General features: G+C 58.2%; 17 protein-coding genes and 1 pseudogene. 11 read left to right on the top strand and 7 right to left on the bottom strand.

The genetic code is table 11. The features are described 5' to 3' along the window. The first annotated feature begins 212 nt into the window (after positions 1–212). The 5 genes from ligD (at position 213) to A6U87_RS06435 (ending at position 4,080) form a co-directional block, all read left to right on the top strand. The gene (gene ligD / locus A6U87_RS06455; protein WP_065690414.1) at positions 213–1,265 is read left to right on the top strand and encodes a non-homologous end-joining DNA ligase; all 1,053 of its coding nucleotides are present in this window, start codon (positions 213–215) and stop codon (positions 1,263–1,265) included. A 55-nt stretch (positions 1,266–1,320) separates the two neighbouring features. Further along, positions 1,321–2,094, top strand: coding sequence for an SOS response-associated peptidase (locus tag A6U87_RS06450; RefSeq protein WP_065690413.1), 774 nt, complete (start codon positions 1,321–1,323; stop codon positions 2,092–2,094). Positions 2,095–2,178: 84 nt separating this feature from the next. Beyond that, positions 2,179–2,601 carry a hypothetical protein gene (locus A6U87_RS06445; protein WP_141683916.1) on the top strand — a complete coding sequence of 141 codons (423 nt, stop codon included), beginning with the start codon at positions 2,179–2,181 and terminating at the stop codon, positions 2,599–2,601. Between the two features lie 10 nt (positions 2,602–2,611). After that, positions 2,612–3,694 carry a DNA polymerase IV gene (gene dinB / locus A6U87_RS06440; protein ID WP_065690485.1) on the top strand — a complete coding sequence of 361 codons (1,083 nt, stop codon included), beginning with the start codon at positions 2,612–2,614 and terminating at the stop codon, positions 3,692–3,694. Positions 3,695–3,858: 164 nt separating this feature from the next. Continuing rightward, positions 3,859–4,080 carry a hypothetical protein gene (locus tag A6U87_RS06435; protein WP_065690411.1) on the top strand — a complete coding sequence of 74 codons (222 nt, stop codon included), beginning with the start codon at positions 3,859–3,861 and terminating at the stop codon, positions 4,078–4,080. A gap of 153 nt (positions 4,081–4,233) precedes the next feature. Here A6U87_RS06435 and A6U87_RS29185 read toward each other — a convergent pair whose 3' ends face one another. Next, complete coding sequence (locus tag A6U87_RS29185) at positions 4,234–4,611, bottom strand: RT0821/Lpp0805 family surface protein (RefSeq protein WP_083199295.1); 378 nt, start codon at positions 4,609–4,611, stop codon at positions 4,234–4,236. Positions 4,612–4,840: 229 nt separating this feature from the next. On the opposite strand from A6U87_RS29185, the gene A6U87_RS06430 reads away from it, so the two are divergent. After that, complete coding sequence (locus A6U87_RS06430; protein WP_065690410.1) at positions 4,841–5,215, top strand: response regulator; 375 nt, start codon at positions 4,841–4,843, stop codon at positions 5,213–5,215. Between the two features lie 549 nt (positions 5,216–5,764). Here A6U87_RS06430 and A6U87_RS30375 read toward each other — a convergent pair. The 5 genes and pseudogenes from A6U87_RS30375 to A6U87_RS06400 form a co-directional block, all read right to left on the bottom strand. Next, positions 5,765–5,956: pseudogene (locus A6U87_RS30375) on the bottom strand (hypothetical protein); the annotation flags it as partial. Positions 5,957–6,019: 63 nt separating this feature from the next. Further along, complete coding sequence (locus tag A6U87_RS06415) at positions 6,020–6,403, bottom strand: VOC family protein (RefSeq protein ID WP_065690407.1); 384 nt, start codon at positions 6,401–6,403, stop codon at positions 6,020–6,022. A gap of 157 nt (positions 6,404–6,560) precedes the next feature. Beyond that, entirely contained in the window at positions 6,561–7,301 is a 741-nt protein-coding gene (locus A6U87_RS06410) for an ATP-binding cassette domain-containing protein (RefSeq protein WP_244499435.1), read from the bottom strand. A 122-nt stretch (positions 7,302–7,423) separates the two neighbouring features. Continuing rightward, the gene (locus A6U87_RS06405) at positions 7,424–8,362 is read right to left on the bottom strand and encodes a sugar ABC transporter substrate-binding protein (protein ID WP_065690406.1); all 939 of its coding nucleotides are present in this window, start codon (positions 8,360–8,362) and stop codon (positions 7,424–7,426) included. A 47-nt stretch (positions 8,363–8,409) separates the two neighbouring features. Then, positions 8,410–9,408, bottom strand: a complete 999-nt coding sequence (locus A6U87_RS06400) for an ABC transporter permease (protein ID WP_083199293.1) — start codon at positions 9,406–9,408, stop codon at positions 8,410–8,412. A 251-nt stretch (positions 9,409–9,659) separates the two neighbouring features. On the opposite strand from A6U87_RS06400, the gene A6U87_RS06395 reads away from it, so the two are divergent. Beyond that, positions 9,660–10,832, top strand: coding sequence for a Gfo/Idh/MocA family protein (locus tag A6U87_RS06395; protein ID WP_065690405.1), 1,173 nt, complete (start codon positions 9,660–9,662; stop codon positions 10,830–10,832). A gap of 215 nt (positions 10,833–11,047) precedes the next feature. Next, positions 11,048–12,553 carry a GMC family oxidoreductase gene (locus tag A6U87_RS06390; RefSeq protein ID WP_065690404.1) on the top strand — a complete coding sequence of 502 codons (1,506 nt, stop codon included), beginning with the start codon at positions 11,048–11,050 and terminating at the stop codon, positions 12,551–12,553. Here A6U87_RS06390 and A6U87_RS06385 read toward each other — a convergent pair. Next, complete coding sequence (locus A6U87_RS06385) at positions 12,550–13,155, bottom strand: XRE family transcriptional regulator (protein ID WP_244499434.1); 606 nt, start codon at positions 13,153–13,155, stop codon at positions 12,550–12,552. The two genes, A6U87_RS06390 and A6U87_RS06385, sit on opposite strands and share 4 nt — an antisense overlap. 384 nt (positions 13,156–13,539) lie before the next feature. Here A6U87_RS06385 and hisD point away from each other — a divergent pair, with 384 nt between their 5' ends. From hisD to A6U87_RS06370, 3 genes are read left to right on the top strand one after another with little or no spacing between them, the layout of a single operon-like run. Further along, on the top strand, positions 13,540–14,880 hold the full coding sequence (gene hisD, locus A6U87_RS06380; protein ID WP_065690402.1) for a histidinol dehydrogenase: 1,341 nt from the start codon (positions 13,540–13,542) through the stop codon (positions 14,878–14,880). After that, the gene (locus A6U87_RS06375) at positions 14,877–16,709 is read left to right on the top strand and encodes a thiamine pyrophosphate-binding protein (protein ID WP_198928676.1); all 1,833 of its coding nucleotides are present in this window, start codon (positions 14,877–14,879) and stop codon (positions 16,707–16,709) included. Before hisD ends, A6U87_RS06375 begins: the two co-directional genes overlap by 4 nt. 44 nt (positions 16,710–16,753) lie before the next feature. Further along, the gene (locus A6U87_RS06370) at positions 16,754–17,452 is read left to right on the top strand and encodes a hypothetical protein (RefSeq protein ID WP_065690401.1); all 699 of its coding nucleotides are present in this window, start codon (positions 16,754–16,756) and stop codon (positions 17,450–17,452) included. Positions 17,453–17,474: the final 22 nt, after the last annotated feature.

Below are 17,474 nucleotides of genomic sequence, written 5' to 3'. Positions count from 1 at the left end.
CTGTTCCTGCCGCAACAAAGAGTCAAGCAACCCACGGGATGGGAATATTATCCTGAAGACTGGAAATTCCGCGAATTGCCATGGGAATCAGGCAGGTAGCTCGTGCGAGAATTTTTTCCGCTTACGGCCCTCGCGATCTCTCTTCGCTTGGATAACGGGGATAAAGCTGAGATCGTCATAGTGTTCTTCACTTTCCCTGCTGAACTGCCGCAATGACGAAGCCACCGAAATCAAAGCCGCTCCTTCGTGATACCGACGCGCCGATCCGCTCGAAGCCACAGCGGAAGCGCAATCCTGCGCAACCACAGCTTCTCTTCGATCCCATGCCTGACCGGGTTGAGCCGGCGCTCGCCAAGGTCAAGCAGCGGCCTCCCCGCGGCGACCAATGGGGCTGGGAGGTCAAGTGGGACGGCTATCGGCTGGCTATCCACGTTGAACCGCATGGCATCAGGATCCTGACGCGCGGCGGGCATGACTGGACCCATCGGTTTCCTGATATCGCAGAGGCTGCCCGCGCTCTCGGGCCAGCGACGATGATCATCGATGGCGAGGCTGTCGTTCTCGACGCAGAGGGCCGGTCGGATTTTGGGCTGTTGCAGAAGTCGCTTGGAGCCTCAGGCAACAAGGCAGGCAACCGGGCGTCCGCCGCCATGCTCTATGCCTTCGACCTCATCTATCTCGACGGCCACGATCTGCGCGGGGTCGAGTATCGATCCCGGCGCCATCTGCTTGAGGGTCTTTTGAAGGGCCAGGACGGCGCGATCCAAATCTCCGCGGAACTGGATGCCGATCCTGATGTCCTGCTGGAACACGCCTGTCGCTTCGGTCTGGAAGGCATTGTCGGCAAGGACCGGGATCAACCGTATCGATCCGGTCGGACTGGCGACTGGGTGAAGGTCAAATGTATCGAGAGCGAAGCCTTTTTCATTGTCGGGTATGAGCCCTCGACCGCGCTGACGGGCGGCTTCGCCTCCTTGGTGGTTGCAGCGTATCGCGACGATGAACTCGTACATGTCGGCAATGTGGGCACCGGCTTCAAGCAAGCCGAGACAGCGAGACTGCGCAAGACGCTGGACAAGCTGCGTTGGAAGCAAAAGCGCCCGCCGGTGGAGACTACTGACGCCGTCAATGTCATCTGGGTCCAGCCAACCCTGATTGCCGAGATCGAGTTCCGTGCCTGGACGGCGGACGGGAAGCTTCGCCATGCATCCTACAAGGGATTGCGCGAACGTCAGGACAACGCCGACGTCTTCCGCCTCGACTAGCAGATGGCGCAACATGCGCTAAGTTGGTCCGCGTTATCGGAAGGGAGGGGCATAGATGTGCAACCTTTATCGCATGGAAGACAAGGACTGGGTCAGCAAGTGGGCCCAGGACGTCGAGAGCCTGATCAATCTCATGCCGGTCTACCAGATGAACCCAGACCAGATGGGGCCGATCCTTCGCAATACAGCCGACGGGCGCAATCAGCTCGTCCATGCGCGCTGGGGGCTTCCGTCCCCGCTTTTCGTCCAGAAGAAAGCTGCGGAAGCCCGGGCCGACAAGCTGAGAGCCAAAGGTCACGCCATCGACATGGACGAGTTCATTCGCATGGAGCCCGACCGCGGCGTCACCAATATCCGCAAGCTCACCCTACCCCATTGGAGGCGTTGGTTCGGCGTCGAGCATCGGTGCCTCGTGCCGGTCACCAGCTTCGCGGAGCCGGATCCGGCCAGCCAGGAAGATGGCAGCAAGGTGCCGAACGCCTGGTTCGCCCGTGACGAGGCAAAGTCGCTGATGTTCTTCGCCGGCATTCATGTACCGGCCTGGAAGAGCGTCAGGAAGGTGAAGGACGGCCTGACGACCGATGACCTCTATGGCTTCTTGACGACAGATCCGAATGCGCTGGTGAAGCCCATCCACGAAAAGGCGATGCCGGTGCTGCTGCTCACGCCGGACGAGACCGACGTCTGGATGCGGGCGCCGTGGGAGGAGGTGATGCACCTGGCGCGACCGCTGCCCGACGGCGCGCTGATCATATCGTCCCGCGAGCCATACGGCTCATCGATCATTGCTAAAGACGGCGAAGTGCTGCAGCAAGCCATGGTCTTGTAACTGACAGTCTTGGGTCGCCTTCGCCATTTGACTCTCGCCAACAATGTTCTTATTTTGTTCCGATCGATAGGGAAGGATATGGACATGAGCTGGCTCAAACTCGACCCCGCAAGATCGTCGATGTCGGAACCTGAATTTCGGCTCGCGGTCCAGGATCATTTTCTGAAACTGTTTCTGCCGCACCGCGACAGCTTCGACTGGGATGTCGCCGCCTTCTATCGGAGCCGGGACGAGCGGCCGATCTATTATTTCTCGCCCGGCGCCGCTGATCTGCTTACGAGATTTGGCGAATTCCCCTACGATTCATGTCATCGGCCGGACTCCAGCACGGTTGACTTGCAGGTCGGGTCGTCGCTTGCCGCCGACACCGCTTGGGTCAAACTGCCCGATGAAACGCGCCCCTATCCAAAGCTGGACGAGGAGCTCGACGAAGACGAGACGGGTTACTGGCAGCAAGTCATAGCATCGGGTGGCAAGCACGGTCCGAATAATGGCGGTCCCGCCTGAGGTCGCACCGATGGATGTCAATGCGGCGACCAGAAAGATTATACATGTCGACATGGACGCCTTTTATGCGTCGGTGGAACAGCGAGATAATCCGGAGCTGCGCGGCAAGCCGCTCGCGGTCGGTGGCGCTGCCGCGCGAGGCGTGGTTGCGGCTGCAAGCTATGAAGCCCGAAAATTTGGTGTTCATTCGGCGATGCCTTCGGTCACGGCCGCTCGCAAATGCCCTGATCTGATTTTCGTGACGCCGCGCTTCGATGTCTACCGCGCCGTTTCGCAGCAGATCCGTGAGATCTTTGCCGAATATACCCCGCTGATCGAACCGCTCTCGCTCGACGAGGCGTACCTCGATGTCACCGAGAACCTGAAGGATATGCCGATTGCCACCGAGATCGCACTGGAGATCCGTGCAAAGATCAAGACGGTCACCGGGCTGAATGCGTCAGCGGGGATCTCGTACAACAAGTTTCTCGCCAAAATGGCCTCCGATCTCAACAAGCCGAACGGCCAGGCCGTCATCACGCCGAAGAATGGCCCCGCTTTCGTCGAAGGGCTGGCAGTGAAGAAATTCCACGGCGTCGGGCCGGCCACGGCCGAGAAGATGCATCGCCTCGGCATCCGGACAGGCGCCGACCTCAAGGCACAGTCGCTGCAGTTCCTGACCCAGAATTTCGGGAAGTCGGGTCCATACTTTTATGGCATTGCGCGGGGCATCGATGAACGCCGCGTCAAGCCGGACAGGGTTCGCAAATCCGTCGGCGCCGAGGATACCTTCGCGCAGGACATCCATAGCTATGAGCCGGCAATCGAGGGGCTTCGGCCACTGATCGCCAAGGTCTGGCGATATTGCGAAGCCAACGCGATCAGGGCCAAGACCGTCACCCTCAAGGTGAAATATGCTGACTTCACGCAGATCACTCGCGCCAGAACCGGCGAGCGGTCTTTCCTATCGGCCGGCGAAATCGAGGAAACGATCGGCTCGCTACTGAAGCCCGTTTTCCCGCCCCCGAAGGGCGTTCGATTGCTGGGCGTTACCCTGTCCTCGCTTGAGGCAGCCGATGACCTTCGGACAGACCAGTTGCTTTTAACGCTGTGACCCGCCGACATCTCCACAAGGGGCGTCGGGTCGCCGTCGATGCAGCACAGCCCGTGCAGCGATTTCCCTGCTCTCTCTTATCCTCGTTGTGGGTAGCGAACACGAGCAATGGTCATATTTGAATTTCCTGATATCGTGACCGTATAGTGTGGGGAGTAGACGTTATGAAGAGTTTGGTTCCAGACGCATTTTACTGGGCGCGATCTGACAGGCACACCGGTGGCCGGACGACGATCGTGCAGGTGTCTACGATCTTCGGCGAGGATCCGGACTTCTGGACCCTGGCGGTCCCTGGATCCGACCAACATCACATGATCGGTGATTTCGAGATCATTGCGCTCGTTGAGCCGCTGGAAGGATACTCGTTGCGTCAGGCGGCCGAGTAATCTCAGGCCCCACCTGTCGGCGCAGCGATGATTGGATGCGTGCGCGTTTGAGAAACCTCTGGCGTCGTTTTGATCGCCTCGTCGCTCGGCGGTTCAATACAACGCTGACGACTGTCGTCCTCGAGTATTGGCGTCATCAGCGGCACCAAAGATTCAATGCAATCCCGGCGTACCTGCGATTTTCCATGAGCCATCTGATGGGCACGCCATGCCATCGAACCGCGTCGCACCTTCCAGGCTCTGCTGGCTCGTAACAAACTGTCGGCAGCCTTCGATGCCACCGTTCCCCGTGTCGACCCTCTCAATGACGCCGGCACTGCCTGTTGCAGGGTTCGCCCACGCGAGCTTATTGACACCGGTAGGCGCGTTTCCAACAGTCTCGGCAATGATCGCCTGGTCGGTTACCGGAACGGCTCTCGGTGAGGTCGTGGAGATTGCCGATGTCTCAAGTGGTTCGGTATGAGAGCAACCAATCAACTGAAATGACAACGTGAAGAATGCTAGGCAGCGAGATATCTGTTTTCTATTCATTAGAACCCCAGTCTTCTTCGGTTTTGCCAGTACATTGTGGCGGCGGGATGTCCTCTTTTCCCTCGCAAATCAGAGCAACGAGATAAGCACTTCGTCCACACGACAAACCCAGCAATACCCTCCATTCATTCGCATTTTATTAAATATGTTCCAAAATTATGGAGTTCGACGGCGGACCGTTCGTGGTGCGAACTCGTTGATTGCATGAAGCAACGGAGGTCACCCAGACATGTGCAACGGCACCGTACTTATCGTTGAAGACGAGATCCTCATCCGCTTGATGTTGGCAGATGTCCTGACGGAAGAGGGCTACAGTGTTGTTGAAGCGGGAAATGTACTGGAGGCGGTGGCGGCGCTTGGGCGCAACCCGGCCTTCGATGCTGTGATCACAGACATCGATATGCCAGGCTGTCTAAACGGTTTGGATCTGGCGCACATGGTTCGAACTGTGGCGCCGAGAACAAAGGTCGTTGTCGCATCCGGTGGGCACGGCCCGGAGAATTGTCCGGTTGACTGCCATTTCCTGCAAAAGCCTTACAGCGTAAACCTGATAATATCCCTGTTGGCTGAGCCGACCTTCAACGAGGTCGCCCAGGCTTTCTAACCTGTGGACGGACAGCAAGTCTGGCACGCCAAAGACCCTATCAACCACCCAGATAATTTACCGGCAAATTAGGTTTGCAATTCTCGTTGTTGCGGCGCACAATCCATCTCTGTTGACGAGGGTACCCGGCCGTTGAGGATTTGCATCTACAAATCAGATGAAGTACCTCATATCACGCTATTTCTGCGGGAGGGGGCGCCTCTGCCCGCAAGTGCGAAGAGCCAGAAATGGCGGCCCTTCAAGTCTGTCGCGCGGCAGGAGGTCAGAGCAGACCTACTGCAACGGATCGACGTCGGCAATGGTCACGTCTTCGTCCAACTTGGCGCGGTTCAGTAATCGCCGAAGTTAACCGATCACGCGATGGGCCGAGTAGGCTCAGAGCCCACTCACCGAACGCAGTGGTGGCGCCGCGATTGTGTTTTTACATTCCTCCAGGAACCATCGCGCCCTCGTTGGCCGTTCGAGTGAACAGATACGAATCGTCGTCGGATACTGTAAGGCCATGCTCTCGAGCACCCCAGAGGCACGATCCCAGACTTTCGGTCCCAATTAGTGCCCGCGAGCTCCGAAGTTCGATCGCGCACGACCGGGCTTGCCTATCACCGCTTTGCTCGTCGCGCCGCGAACCAGGGAATTGGCAATCTCAAGGATGTCATGTCGTGATGGGGTCGGACCTTCCCGGTTCCAGGCGATACCAAGCCCGAACCGGAAATCGATCCCCGTGACATTCTTCAAGACGAAGGTCCAGCACACTCGCTTCCGTGCAACTGGATGATCTGGCGGCGTAACCCAGCCGTTGAGCGCCTAAGAGGTGATCTCGATCCGTGTCCCGTCTGGCGTTTGTATTACGGCCTCATAGAAGCCATCTCCCGTCGTTCTAGGTGCGGAGACCAGAATTCCGTCTTTACGACAGCGATCTGCCAGAGCATCGACGGCGGCCGCATCGCCGAGTGATATTGCGACATGATCCCAACCTATCGTCTCCTGATATGAGCCTTCATTGATCCAAGGACCTGTCATAAGTTCCAGCTGCACGGTGTCGCCCGGCAGTGCTATGAACCTCGACACGAATCCGATACGGCGCTTGCTATGGTAAGGCTCGCCGACTGTCGCGTTGAAGTACACCTCCCAGAAGGACGAGGCCCGCTCGAGGTCACGGCACCAAAGCGCAACATGTGCAAGACGCATATCCAATTCCTCTAAGTTTGTTACGGACAATGCTACGCCCGGAAGATAGGCCGCGGCGTCGTATGTCGACAATCAGGGCTGCCGGAAGATAGTCAGTCGCCCGTAACCTGTATTGGGCCTGCTCGGTCCCGACCAACGATGTTGGCCGGCATTCCTGTCATCCACGGGCACCGGTGATGTACGAGATGATCTCGTCCGTGGTCGTCTGGGCGGTCTGCAACTCTGCCGAGATCCGACCGCGTCGAAAGACGTAGACCCGGTTACTCAGTTCCATGACCTGTTTCATGTTGTGGCTCACGAGAAGCACCGCCACACCTCTCGATTGGAGTCCACGGATGATGTCGTGAACGTGCGCGGTCTCCTGAACACCAAGGGCAGCCGTAGGCTCGTCCATGATGATCAGCTGAGAGCCCCAGCCAGCCGCACGGGCAATTGCGACACCCTGGCGCTGGCCGCCTGACAGACCGCCAACCAGATCGCGGACACCCGGAACGTTGACGCCGATTTCGCTCAGAAGCTTTTCAGCACGAGTGATCATCTTGCGGCGGTTAAGAACGCTCAGGCCACCGAATTTGAAATAGAACTCTTCTCGGCCGAGAAAGAGGTTTGTCAGCACGTCAAGGTGCTCAGCAAGAGACAGATCCTGGTAAACCGTTTCGATGCCTGCTTCGCGAGCATCGCTGGGTCTGTGGAAGCTCACCTCCTTGCCGGAGACGAGAATCTTGCCTTCTGTGCAGGCCTGCGCGCCCGACAGTATCTTGACGAATGTGGACTTGCCGGCACCGTTGTCGCCGACGATCGCAACAACCTCGCCAGGCATGACCTTGAGGTTGGCGCCCGAAAGGGCGATCACGCCGCCGTAGTGCTTGGCAACGCCAACGGCTTCAACGATTGGCACCTGGTGGTCTGCCCGAACAGATCCTTCAGTTTGCCGAACAACAGACATATGCATCGCACTGCTCCCGTATAAGACTGGAAGTTCGAAGCCCGCGGCGAGGGTGCGCCGCGGACCTACAAGGGTCAATAATCCGCCGGAACCTGCTCGACGTTGGCCTTGGTCACCAAGGTATTGTCGATGATGATCTGGGGTTCGACCTTCTCGCCGCGGATCGCCTTGTCCGCAGCTTCAACGGCGAGCTTCGACAGCAATGCCGGGCTCTGTGATACAGTCGCCGTGAGGGTGCCTTCCTTGATCGCCCGACGAGCGTCTTCAGGGTAGTCCACTGCGAAGAACTTCACCTCGGTGCGACCCTGCGATTTCGCGTATTCGGCCGCGGCAACCAATTCCGGACCGTGAGCGAACACGGCGTTCAGTTCGCCCTTGGGATACTTGGACAGCCAGTCCTGGATGAGTGCCACGGTTTTATCAGGAGCCCAGTCGTTCGCCTGTTCTTCGACAATCTTGATACCGGGTGCCCTAGCGAGGGCCTCGTGCTCACCCTTGGCTCGGCCAATCTGCGGTGCCGTGCCGAGCTGGCCGGTCATGATCGCCACGTTGCCCTTACCATCGAGTTCCTTGATGGCTTCCTGGGCATGCAGCATGCCGATGTGCTCTTCGTTGGAACCAACGAAGGACGTGGCATTTGCTTCCTTGGAGATGCCCATGGAATACGAAATGACAGGAATTTTTGCTTCGGTGGCCTTCGAGACACTGCCGACGAGACTGTCGGGGTCGGCCGGTGCGACGATGATCGCATTGTAGCCCTGGACGACGAACTGGTCGATAGCCGAGTTCATCTGTGCTATATCGTTGTGGCCGTCGGTGATGGTGACGTCGTAGCCAAGTTTCTTGGCGTTTTCTTCCATCGACTTAACGGCAACGTTCATCCATGGATCAACACCCACGTTGTAGATCATTACGCCGATCTTCTTGTTTTCGGCGTGGGCGGGAGCGATCAGGGCGCTGCTTGCCAGCAGTGCAACCGAAGCGACTCCAAGCATCCGTCTTGTGATATTCATTTGCATTCCTCCTAGTTTTGGCGACTTTCCGCCGGGTTGTTCCACTTTTAGTTTTTGCGGGTACGCCGCAGGGCTTCGTAACCAACGGCCAGGAGGACGCCTGTCCCCATGAACGCGGGTTGCCAGAAGGCAGAGATGCTGTAGAGGGTCATCGCATTGTTAAGGATCGTCAGCGCGAAGATGCCGATGACAGCAGACGTGATGCCGCCGAGACCACCGGAGAGCGGCGTACCGCCGATAACCACGGCTGCGATGGACAGAAGAGCCCAGGTCGTGCCCGCCTGCGGGCTGCCGATGCCTGCGATCGACGTCAGAAGCAGACCAGCGATTGCCGCGGTAATGCCACCGATCGCATAGGTCGCGATCAGAACGCGATCAACGTTCACGCCGGCACGGCTCGTCCCGACCTTGTTGCTTCCCACGGCGTAGACATGCTGGCCGTAGCGGGTGAAGTGCAGCATGGCGGCAAGAGCGATCACCACCATTATGAAGACCATGCTCGGGAACGTAAGGCCACCGATATGGAAGAAGCCCAGCTCGCGCCATTCTTTGGGCAGTGGAGCGATCGGACGCGCTTCAGTCAGCGCATACATGGTGCCTAGAATGATTGCCTGCGTACCAAAGGTGGATACGAAGGGATTCATCCCGATCTTTGCAATCAGACATCCGTTGGCGATGCCGATCGCAAGGCCCAAGAGCAACCCGGCGAGCAGTCCGGCAGGAACCCCTGCCGTGAGAGACACGGTCGCCGCCAGGCACCCTGCCGCGGCGGCAGTCGCACCAACGGAGAGATCAAAGCCTCCTGAAATGATCATGATCTGCATGCCGCAAGCGACGATACCGACCATCGAGGCCTGCTGTACTATATTGAGCAGGTTCGCTGGATTGCGGAAGTTCGGATTGGCGAGGCACAGCCCAATGACGCTTGCCAGGAGGACAAGCAGCATAACCCGCTGTACCATGACAGCGGGATGCTGAGGCGAAAGGAACCGACGCAGGGCTCCCGGTTTGGCGGCTACATGGCGGCCAGTGGCGACATCAGTCATATCCACGTTCCCTTGTTGTTGTCGACGTCCTTTCGTGAGGACATCAGATTGTCGAACAGAGTACCCCCACGCCAAAATGTGACAATTTCGCAAATTGCTGACTCATGACGCAATATGAAGCACCGACAGCGTCGACAAAGGCGCACTGCCGCTGTGCGCAAAAGCGCGTCAGCTATTGAGAGCCTGCGAAATTGCGCAAACGCGCGAGCGAGGGAAAACTTCACCTCGTGTTGGACCAGGAGGAGACAATAATGCCCAATCTTGTTGACGACGTCGGTACAGGGGGACGCCCGTTGAGAGTGGGTATGATCGGCGGAGGCAAAGGTTCCTTTTTTGCTGGCGTCCACCGCGCCGCCATGAGACTGGCGGGACGGTTCGAGATAGTCGCCGGCGTCTTTTCCTCCACACCTTCAGTGTCCCGAGAAGCTGGGGTGGCACTCGGTGTGCCTGGTGACCGGATCTATCCGACCTTTACCGCTATGGCGGCTGGGGAGGTCCGCAGATCCGACGGGATCGATCTCTGCGTGATCGTCACTCCCAATCATTTGCACTACGAGCCCTGCCGCATCTTCCTCGAGGCAGGCATACCCATCGTTTGCGACAAACCCCTGGTGAACGCCTCTGCCGAAGCGAGGGAGCTGGTCAGCCTCGCGGATCGGCACGATACGTTCGCGGCTGTCACCTACACCTACACCGGGTATCCGATGGTCAGGGATGCGCGTTCACGCGTTCGCGATGGCGAAATCGGCGACGTCAAGTTTCTCTATGTCGAGTACCTGCTCGAATGGCTGGCGAATGATCCTTCAAAGATCGGCAAAGGCGGCATCTGGCGAGGCGACCCGGCCAAGGCGGGCCTCACCGGAGCGCTCGGCGACGTCGGTACCCACGCCTTCAATATCCTGGAGTTCGTCTCCGGTATGCGATGCACTGCTGTGAACGCCAACCTTCAAAATACGGTCGCGGGGTTTGGTCTCGACGATACGGACGTTGTCCAACTCAAATTCGGTGATGACGCTCAGGGCCTTCTGTGGTGCAGCCTGGCAGCGCCCGGACATCGCAACGGCCTGCGGTTCAAGATCGTCGGAACTAAAGGGACGCTCGAGTGGTGTCAGGAGCAACCGGAAACGTTGCACCTGCACCGCATGGCACAGGCCGATCTGATTTACCGGCGCGGCGGTTCCGACATGACCGAAGACGGAATGTCCTGCGTCAGCCTACCGGCCGGAAACCCGGAGGCCTATCTCGAGGCCCTTGCGGTACTTTACGCCGATTACGCGAAAGCCTTGCTTTCTGGGCGTGACTGGCGGAAGAGCCTACGCGTCCCGCTCACCGACCTGCGCGAAGGTCTGCGTGGCGTCGTACTCTCGGAAGTTTGCCTCCAATCGTCGACGGCTCAAAAATGGGAGGCGTTTCCAGACGCATGACGGGGCACGCGCGTGCGACCTGGATTACGTCCTGCGGCCGGCCGCCTTCCCTCGCCACCAGTCACTATCGCTGGTTCGCAACCGCTCGATATGTGACGCAAACTGACGCAACAGCTCTGAAATCGTCTTCTAAGCGGTTTGAGCGAGTGTTAGGAATCGATGACCGCCAATGAAATCGTTGGACCACAATTAAACAATCAGAACTTGGGAACGAAATGGACTACGACGTCATCATCATCGGCAGCGGTGTCGGAGGCAGTGTAACTGCGCGCAAGCTCTCGGAAGCCGGAGCACGTGTACTGGTCCTCGAGCGCGGTGACTTCGTACCGCGTGAACCCGAGAACTGGGACGTTGACACTGTCTTCTTTCAAAAGAAGTACAAGGCTCGCGACACTTGGCTGGATAAAAACGGCAATCCTTTCGATCCTGGAGCCTATTATAATGTCGGCGGCTCGACCAAATTCTACGGCGCTGCTCTCTTCCGGCTCAGGGAAAGGGATTTCGACGAACTGGCACATCACGGCGGGACATCTCCGGCCTGGCCGATGCGTTATGCCGATATGGAACCCTACTACTGTCAGGCGGAGTCGATGTTCCGAGTCCACGGTGACGACCGTACAGACAAAACCGCTCCCCAGCGAAGCGCTCCTTATCCTTTCGGTCCTGTTCCATCAGAGCCAATCGTTGCGAAACTCGCCGAGAACCTGCGCCGTCAAGGCATCTCAGCTTCTCCCATGCCCAGCGGGGTTAACACCGGGGCTGCCGGAAGCTGCATTCTTTGCAAGACATGCGATGGCTTCCCCTGCAAGATCGGCCAGAAAAACGACGCTGAAACCTGCGCTCTGGAGCCGGCTCTGGCGACCGGACGCGTTACACTTCAAACTCGAACCCTGGCTCGGCGGCTCATTCTCAGCCCAAATGGCAAGAAGATTGAGGCTGTCGAAGTTGAGCACGAGGGGCTAACCAAGCGATACTCCGCTCCGTTGTTTGTCGTTTCATGCAACGCTGTCAACAGTGCCGCACTCCTGTTGCGCTCAGCAGACACAGCCGCGCCCCGCGGCGCCGCCAACAGCTCGGACGTTGTCGGCCGACATTATATGGTTCACAACCAGACCGCGCTGATGGGACTTTCGCTCGGCGTCAATTCGACAAAGTTCCAGAAAACCCTGGCGATCAACGACTGGTACTTTGGGGACAAGGACTTCGCGTTCCCAATGGGCCACATGCAGATGCTCGGCAAATTGCAGGGCGGAATGCTCACTGCCAATGTTCCCCACCTCCCCAAGGCAGTCGGAAACGAGATGGCGAGACACGGTATGGACTGGATCGCCTTGTCGGAAGACCTGCCCGATCCGAACAACCGAGTTACGCTCGATGGACGCTCCATAAAGCTCGCAGTCACGCTGAACAACATGGAAGGACACCTCCAGCTTGTGAAGAGAATGAAGCGAGCGCTCAAGCGCGCGGGATATCCCATCGTAGTGACCAAGTCTCTCGTGGCGCACGCTACCGCCCATCAGTCCGGAACAGTGCGGATGGGTAGCGATCCGGCTTCATCGGCCATCGATCAATACTGTCGCACCTGGGACCACCAGAACCTGTTTGTGATCGACGCCTCGTTCTTCCCGTCTTCGGCTGCCGTCAACCCGGCGCTGACGATCGTCGCCCAAGCCATCCGTGCGTCTGAGCATATCCTCGCGACGAACCTGAAAGCGTCCTAATCGACGCTGCTCAGATACTGTTGGACTTCAGTGGGGATCGATCGGTCCCCTTTCTCCAGCGTCGTGACACGCTGCAGATGCTCCCTCTTGAGGAGGCCGGGTCCACGGAAATGCATTGCGACCTTCGTCGAGTACGGAGGCCGCAGCATCGTTTCAGCGATACCAGTGGTAATGCCCATCAGAAAGCTCTTCGAGCTTCGGCGCACCGGCGCGAAAATCCCGAACGTCATCTCGCTCTTCTGAACCGCCTCAAAGTCCATCGAGAACAAGCGTCCCTGCAGCGGGACCGTGAACCCGTGATACTTGAACACGAAGTCGATCTTGTCCTCGTTTTCCAGGTTCGGGAAACGCTCGATGTAGTAGTGCTGGAGGAAGTCTCCGTTGCGGTACAGGCAGTAGGCGGACCGCAGGACCTTCCCTTTGTAGATGCTAGAGTACTGATAGCGGTCATAGACGCCAATGTACTCGTCGCCTGCCCCTTTCTCGTCCACCAGCATCGTATCGAGGAAGGGGGCCATTCGCTTCGAGTTGCGAAGCGTATCGATAGCGTAGAAGTAGTTTCCCTCAATCAGGGTTCGGAATTCCTCTGGCTCGACGAACATCACTGCTCGGCTTAGCCCAAAGTGATTGGCGATCAGGCGCTGGTTCTGCGTGGACGGAAGGTGAAGGCCCGAAAGATACTTGTTGAACTGCTGGCGATTAATTTTTATGCGCCGGCAAATCGTCGAAACCGTGCCTTGCCGTTCACAGAGGAATCTCAGGTTGGCTCCGAAATTTTGGCTTTGGCTCGACTCATGAACTTCCGTACTCACACAACCTCCAGTGCTTCGAATTCGACCGTAAAGATGCGTCAGTTTGCGCCAAGTATCAAGGCCCTGCGAAATTGTTCGCAAAGCCCAACTGTCACAATCTTGTTGCACCAGATTTGAGTGGTGCCGCTCTTTCCCCGACGGCGGGTATCGCGGAATTAGAAGTAGGATAACGCTATGATTAGACACCTAAAACGCCCCTCCGCGGCGGCGTCGAACTTCCACGATGAAGCGGTCACAAGCACAGTTCAGAACCTGATCTCCGAGATTGAAAAAGGCGGCGACAAAGCCGTTCGGGAACTGGCTATCCGCTTCGACGGTCTCGACCGCGAAAACTACCGCCTGAGCAAGTCTGAAATCGATGCCTGCGTGAACAGTATTTCCCGGCAAGAGCGCGAGGATATGGAATTCGCACAGCACCAGGTGCGGAATTTCGCCAAGGCGCAACTCGAGACCATGCACGAGCTCGAAGTTGAGACGTTGCCAGGCGTCATTCTCGGCCACAAGCACGTACCGGTCGATAGCGTTGGCTGCTATGTTCCCGGCGGCAAATATCCTCTCTTGGCCTCGGCCCATATGACCGTTCTAACTGCGAAGGTCGCTGGTTGTGAACGCGTGATCACCTGTGCCCCTCCCTTCAAGGGAACACCGGCTCCGCTGATCGTCGCTGCCCAGCATCTTGCTGGTGCAGACGAGATCTACGCGCTCGGTGGCGTTCAGGCTGTCGCCGCAATGGCGGTCGGCACGGAAACGATCGAGCCTGTAAGCGTTCTTGCAGGCCCCGGCAACGCCTACGTTGCCGAAGCAAAGCGCCTTCTTTTCGGCCGTATCGGCATCGATCTGTTCGCCGGTCCGACCGAGGTTCTGATCGTCGCTGATGATACGGTAGACGGAGAGCTGGTTGCCACTGATCTTCTCGGCCAGGCAGAACACGGTACCAATTCACCGGCGGTCCTAATCACCAATTCCGAGAGGTTGGCAAATGACACGCTCTCGGAAATCGACCGTCTCCTGCGCATCCTGCCCACGGCCAAGATCGCCGGCGAGGCATGGCGCAATCACGGTGAGATCATGCTTTGCGATACCCGCGAGGAAATGCTGGCAGAAGCCGATCGCGTGGCATCCGAACACGTTCAGGTGATGACCAGCGACGATGACTGGTTCCTGAACAATCTCAAGAACTACGGAGCACTGTTCCTTGGTGCCCGTACTACCGTTGCATACGGTGACAAGGTCATCGGAACTAACCACACGCTGCCGACGATGCGCGCGGCACGATACACTGGTGGGCTATGGGTAGGGAAATTCCTGAAGACCTGCACATATCAGAAGATCCTGACAGACCAAGCTTCCGCCCTTGTGGGAGAGCACGCTTCCCGTCTGTGTATGATGGAGGGGTTTGCCGGGCATGCCGAACAAGCGAACGTTCGAGTTCGCCGGTACGGCAAGAGAAATATCGACTACGCAACCGCCGTCGAACCGAGCGCGGTTGAAAAGAACCTGGAGGTAACGAAGTGAAGATCGATAAGAAAGTTGAAGGGGAACAGGTAGCAACGGAACTGACCGGTGGTCAGATCATCGTCGATCACCTCATCCGTGAAGGCGTCACCCACGTTTTCGGCATTCCGGGCCACGGTGACACTGCATTGATGGATGCCTTCGTCGACCGCACCGAAGAAATCAACCTTCTGCCTGCAATGCACGAGCAGAACGCCTCTCACATGGCCGACGGCTACTACCGTTCGTCGGGCAAGGTCGCCGCTGTCGTAACTTCGATCGGCCCCGGCGCGACCAATACGCTGACCGGCATCGCGACTGCATATGCAGACTCGCTGCCCCAGCTGATCATTACCGGCGGCGTGCACACCTATATGATGGGTCGCGGCGTGTTGCAGGAAATCGACCGTCCGCACTCTGATAACTTCCCGCGCATGGCGGAGCCTGTCGTGAAGCGTTGGTTCAACCCGAGCCACGTCGAACAGATCCCCAACATGATGGAGCAGGCCTTCAACTCGATGCTCGAAGGCCGCATGGGTCCAGTTCTCATCAACGTTCCGCAGGACGTTCAGGCCGAGACTGGCAAGGTCGTCATCAAGGACGGCAAGAAGCGCCGCACCGCGGCCAAGGCCTACGGTGACCCGGCGTATATCGCCGAAGCGGTTGACCTGCTCCTCTCGGCCGATCGCCCGGTCATCCTGGCTGGCGGCGGCGTAATCATCTCTGAGGCGACCGACGTCCTGCGTGAAATCGCCGAGTTCATCGGTTCCCCGGTTACGACTTCGTTCATGGGCAAGAGCTCGTTCCCGGAAGACCACGAGCTGTTCGCCTGTGCATGCGGCGACCTGGGTTCGATCCCGGGCAATGCAATGACGCGCTCGGCAGACGTCCTGCTCGCCATCGGCTGCCGTTTTTCGGATCGCATCACGTCCTCCTATCAGCCGGGCGTGACCTTCGACATTCCCAAGACCAAGCTGATCCAGGTGGATCTCGACGGCTTCGAAATCGGCAAGAACTATCCAGTCGAGGTCGGTATCGTAGGCGACGCCAAGGCTGTGCTGTCCGAGATCCTGGCTGGCCTGAAGAAGAAGGGCAAGCCACGGAATTACAAGGAAACCGCACAGTTCAAGGAGCTCCTTGAGCGCAAGGTCGAATGGGAGGAGTTCCTCCGTCCGCTCCGTACCGCTAACGTCCAGCCGATGACGGCATCGCAGGTGCTGGTAGAAGCCCGCAAGGCTCTTCCGCGTGACTCGATCGTCGTGACCGATAGCTCGAACCCGCAGAACCAGGTCTTCAACGAATTCCCGGTCTACGGTCCCCGTCAGCACATCACGCCTGGCGGCATGTCCGGAATCGGCTTCGCTCTGCCGGCGGCGATCGGCGCGAAGCTTGGCAAGCCGGAAGTTCCGGTCTGCGCGATTTTCGGCGACGGTGCGTTCCTCCAGACCGGGACTGAACTCGCGACTGCCGCGATGCTTGGCGCGAACGCGATCTTCCTCGTCATCAATAATGGCGGCTGGGGTGCAATCCGTAACCTCCAGCTCAACATGTTCGGTGAAGACCGCGAAATCATCACGCACTTCAAGACGCCGGATGGAGAGCCTTGGATGGCCGATGCCGCGGGTGTTGCGAAGTCGCTCGGCTGCGAGGCAGAACGCGTGACGGATCCCGCCGAGATCGGCCCGGCTATCAAGAGAGCCTTGGCCTCCGGCAAACCGTACCTCATTGACGCCATCTGCGCGATCGAGCGTCCGTACTCGAACATGCACGTCACGGGCTGGTGGGATATCACAGTTCCGGCATACCTTGGCGATCTGCGCGCCAAGTACGTCAAGGGTCGCGGCTTCTAAGAAGCGGCGAGTTCACAAGCCAAACAGAACATGAGCGAAGGGCCATGAAGAACGAAAACCACAAGAGACCTCTGGCATTCGATGGCACCTTCGTCAAGGCACACATGGTGTACGACGCCCGCGACTACAGGACGACGGGCGTCGTTACAAACCTCTCTGGAACGCCAATGTACATCGCAGGTAACCCGATCGGCGTTGTCCCTCCATGGCGCTCAACGGTCATAAAGGACGGCGTCATCATCCATGCGGAGCGTGCGTCGATCGTACACGTGCCGGACGATATCAATCTCGGTGGGATCGCACTCGACGGCTGGAAGTGGCTGGGCGAGACGATGCCCGAGTTTCCACGACGGACCCCACTCTACATATCCGCTAAGGATATTGTCGGCGAGGTCGAACTCAATCCCTGGACGTTCTCCAACAATCCGGAACCCAAGGATGAGCTTCAGAGCTACGACATTCAGCTTAATCTCTGGTGGGCTCCAGCGCGAACTGACGCGGTAATCCACAACGCCCATTCGTTCATCGAGCTTCACACCCAGATTTTCGGCCATGGCCGTATCCAGCTTTTCAAAGATCAGGCCGGCGCGGAGATGTACCGGGAAATCAGCGCCTCTCCCGGAGATACGCACGATCCAATCGTCTGGGTCGTAGACAAGCGCACCTTTGTCTATCCCTGGCATCGAGGCTGGACAGACACGGACGCCATCTGGATGGCGATCGAGTTCCATCCCAAGTCCTGACAAGGGGCGGGAGCCGTCACGT

Source organism: Rhizobium sp. AC44/96, assembly GCF_001692185.1.
Taxonomy (GTDB): domain Bacteria; phylum Pseudomonadota; class Alphaproteobacteria; order Rhizobiales; family Rhizobiaceae; genus Rhizobium.
This window is presented reverse-complemented; position numbering and strand designations above follow the sequence as displayed.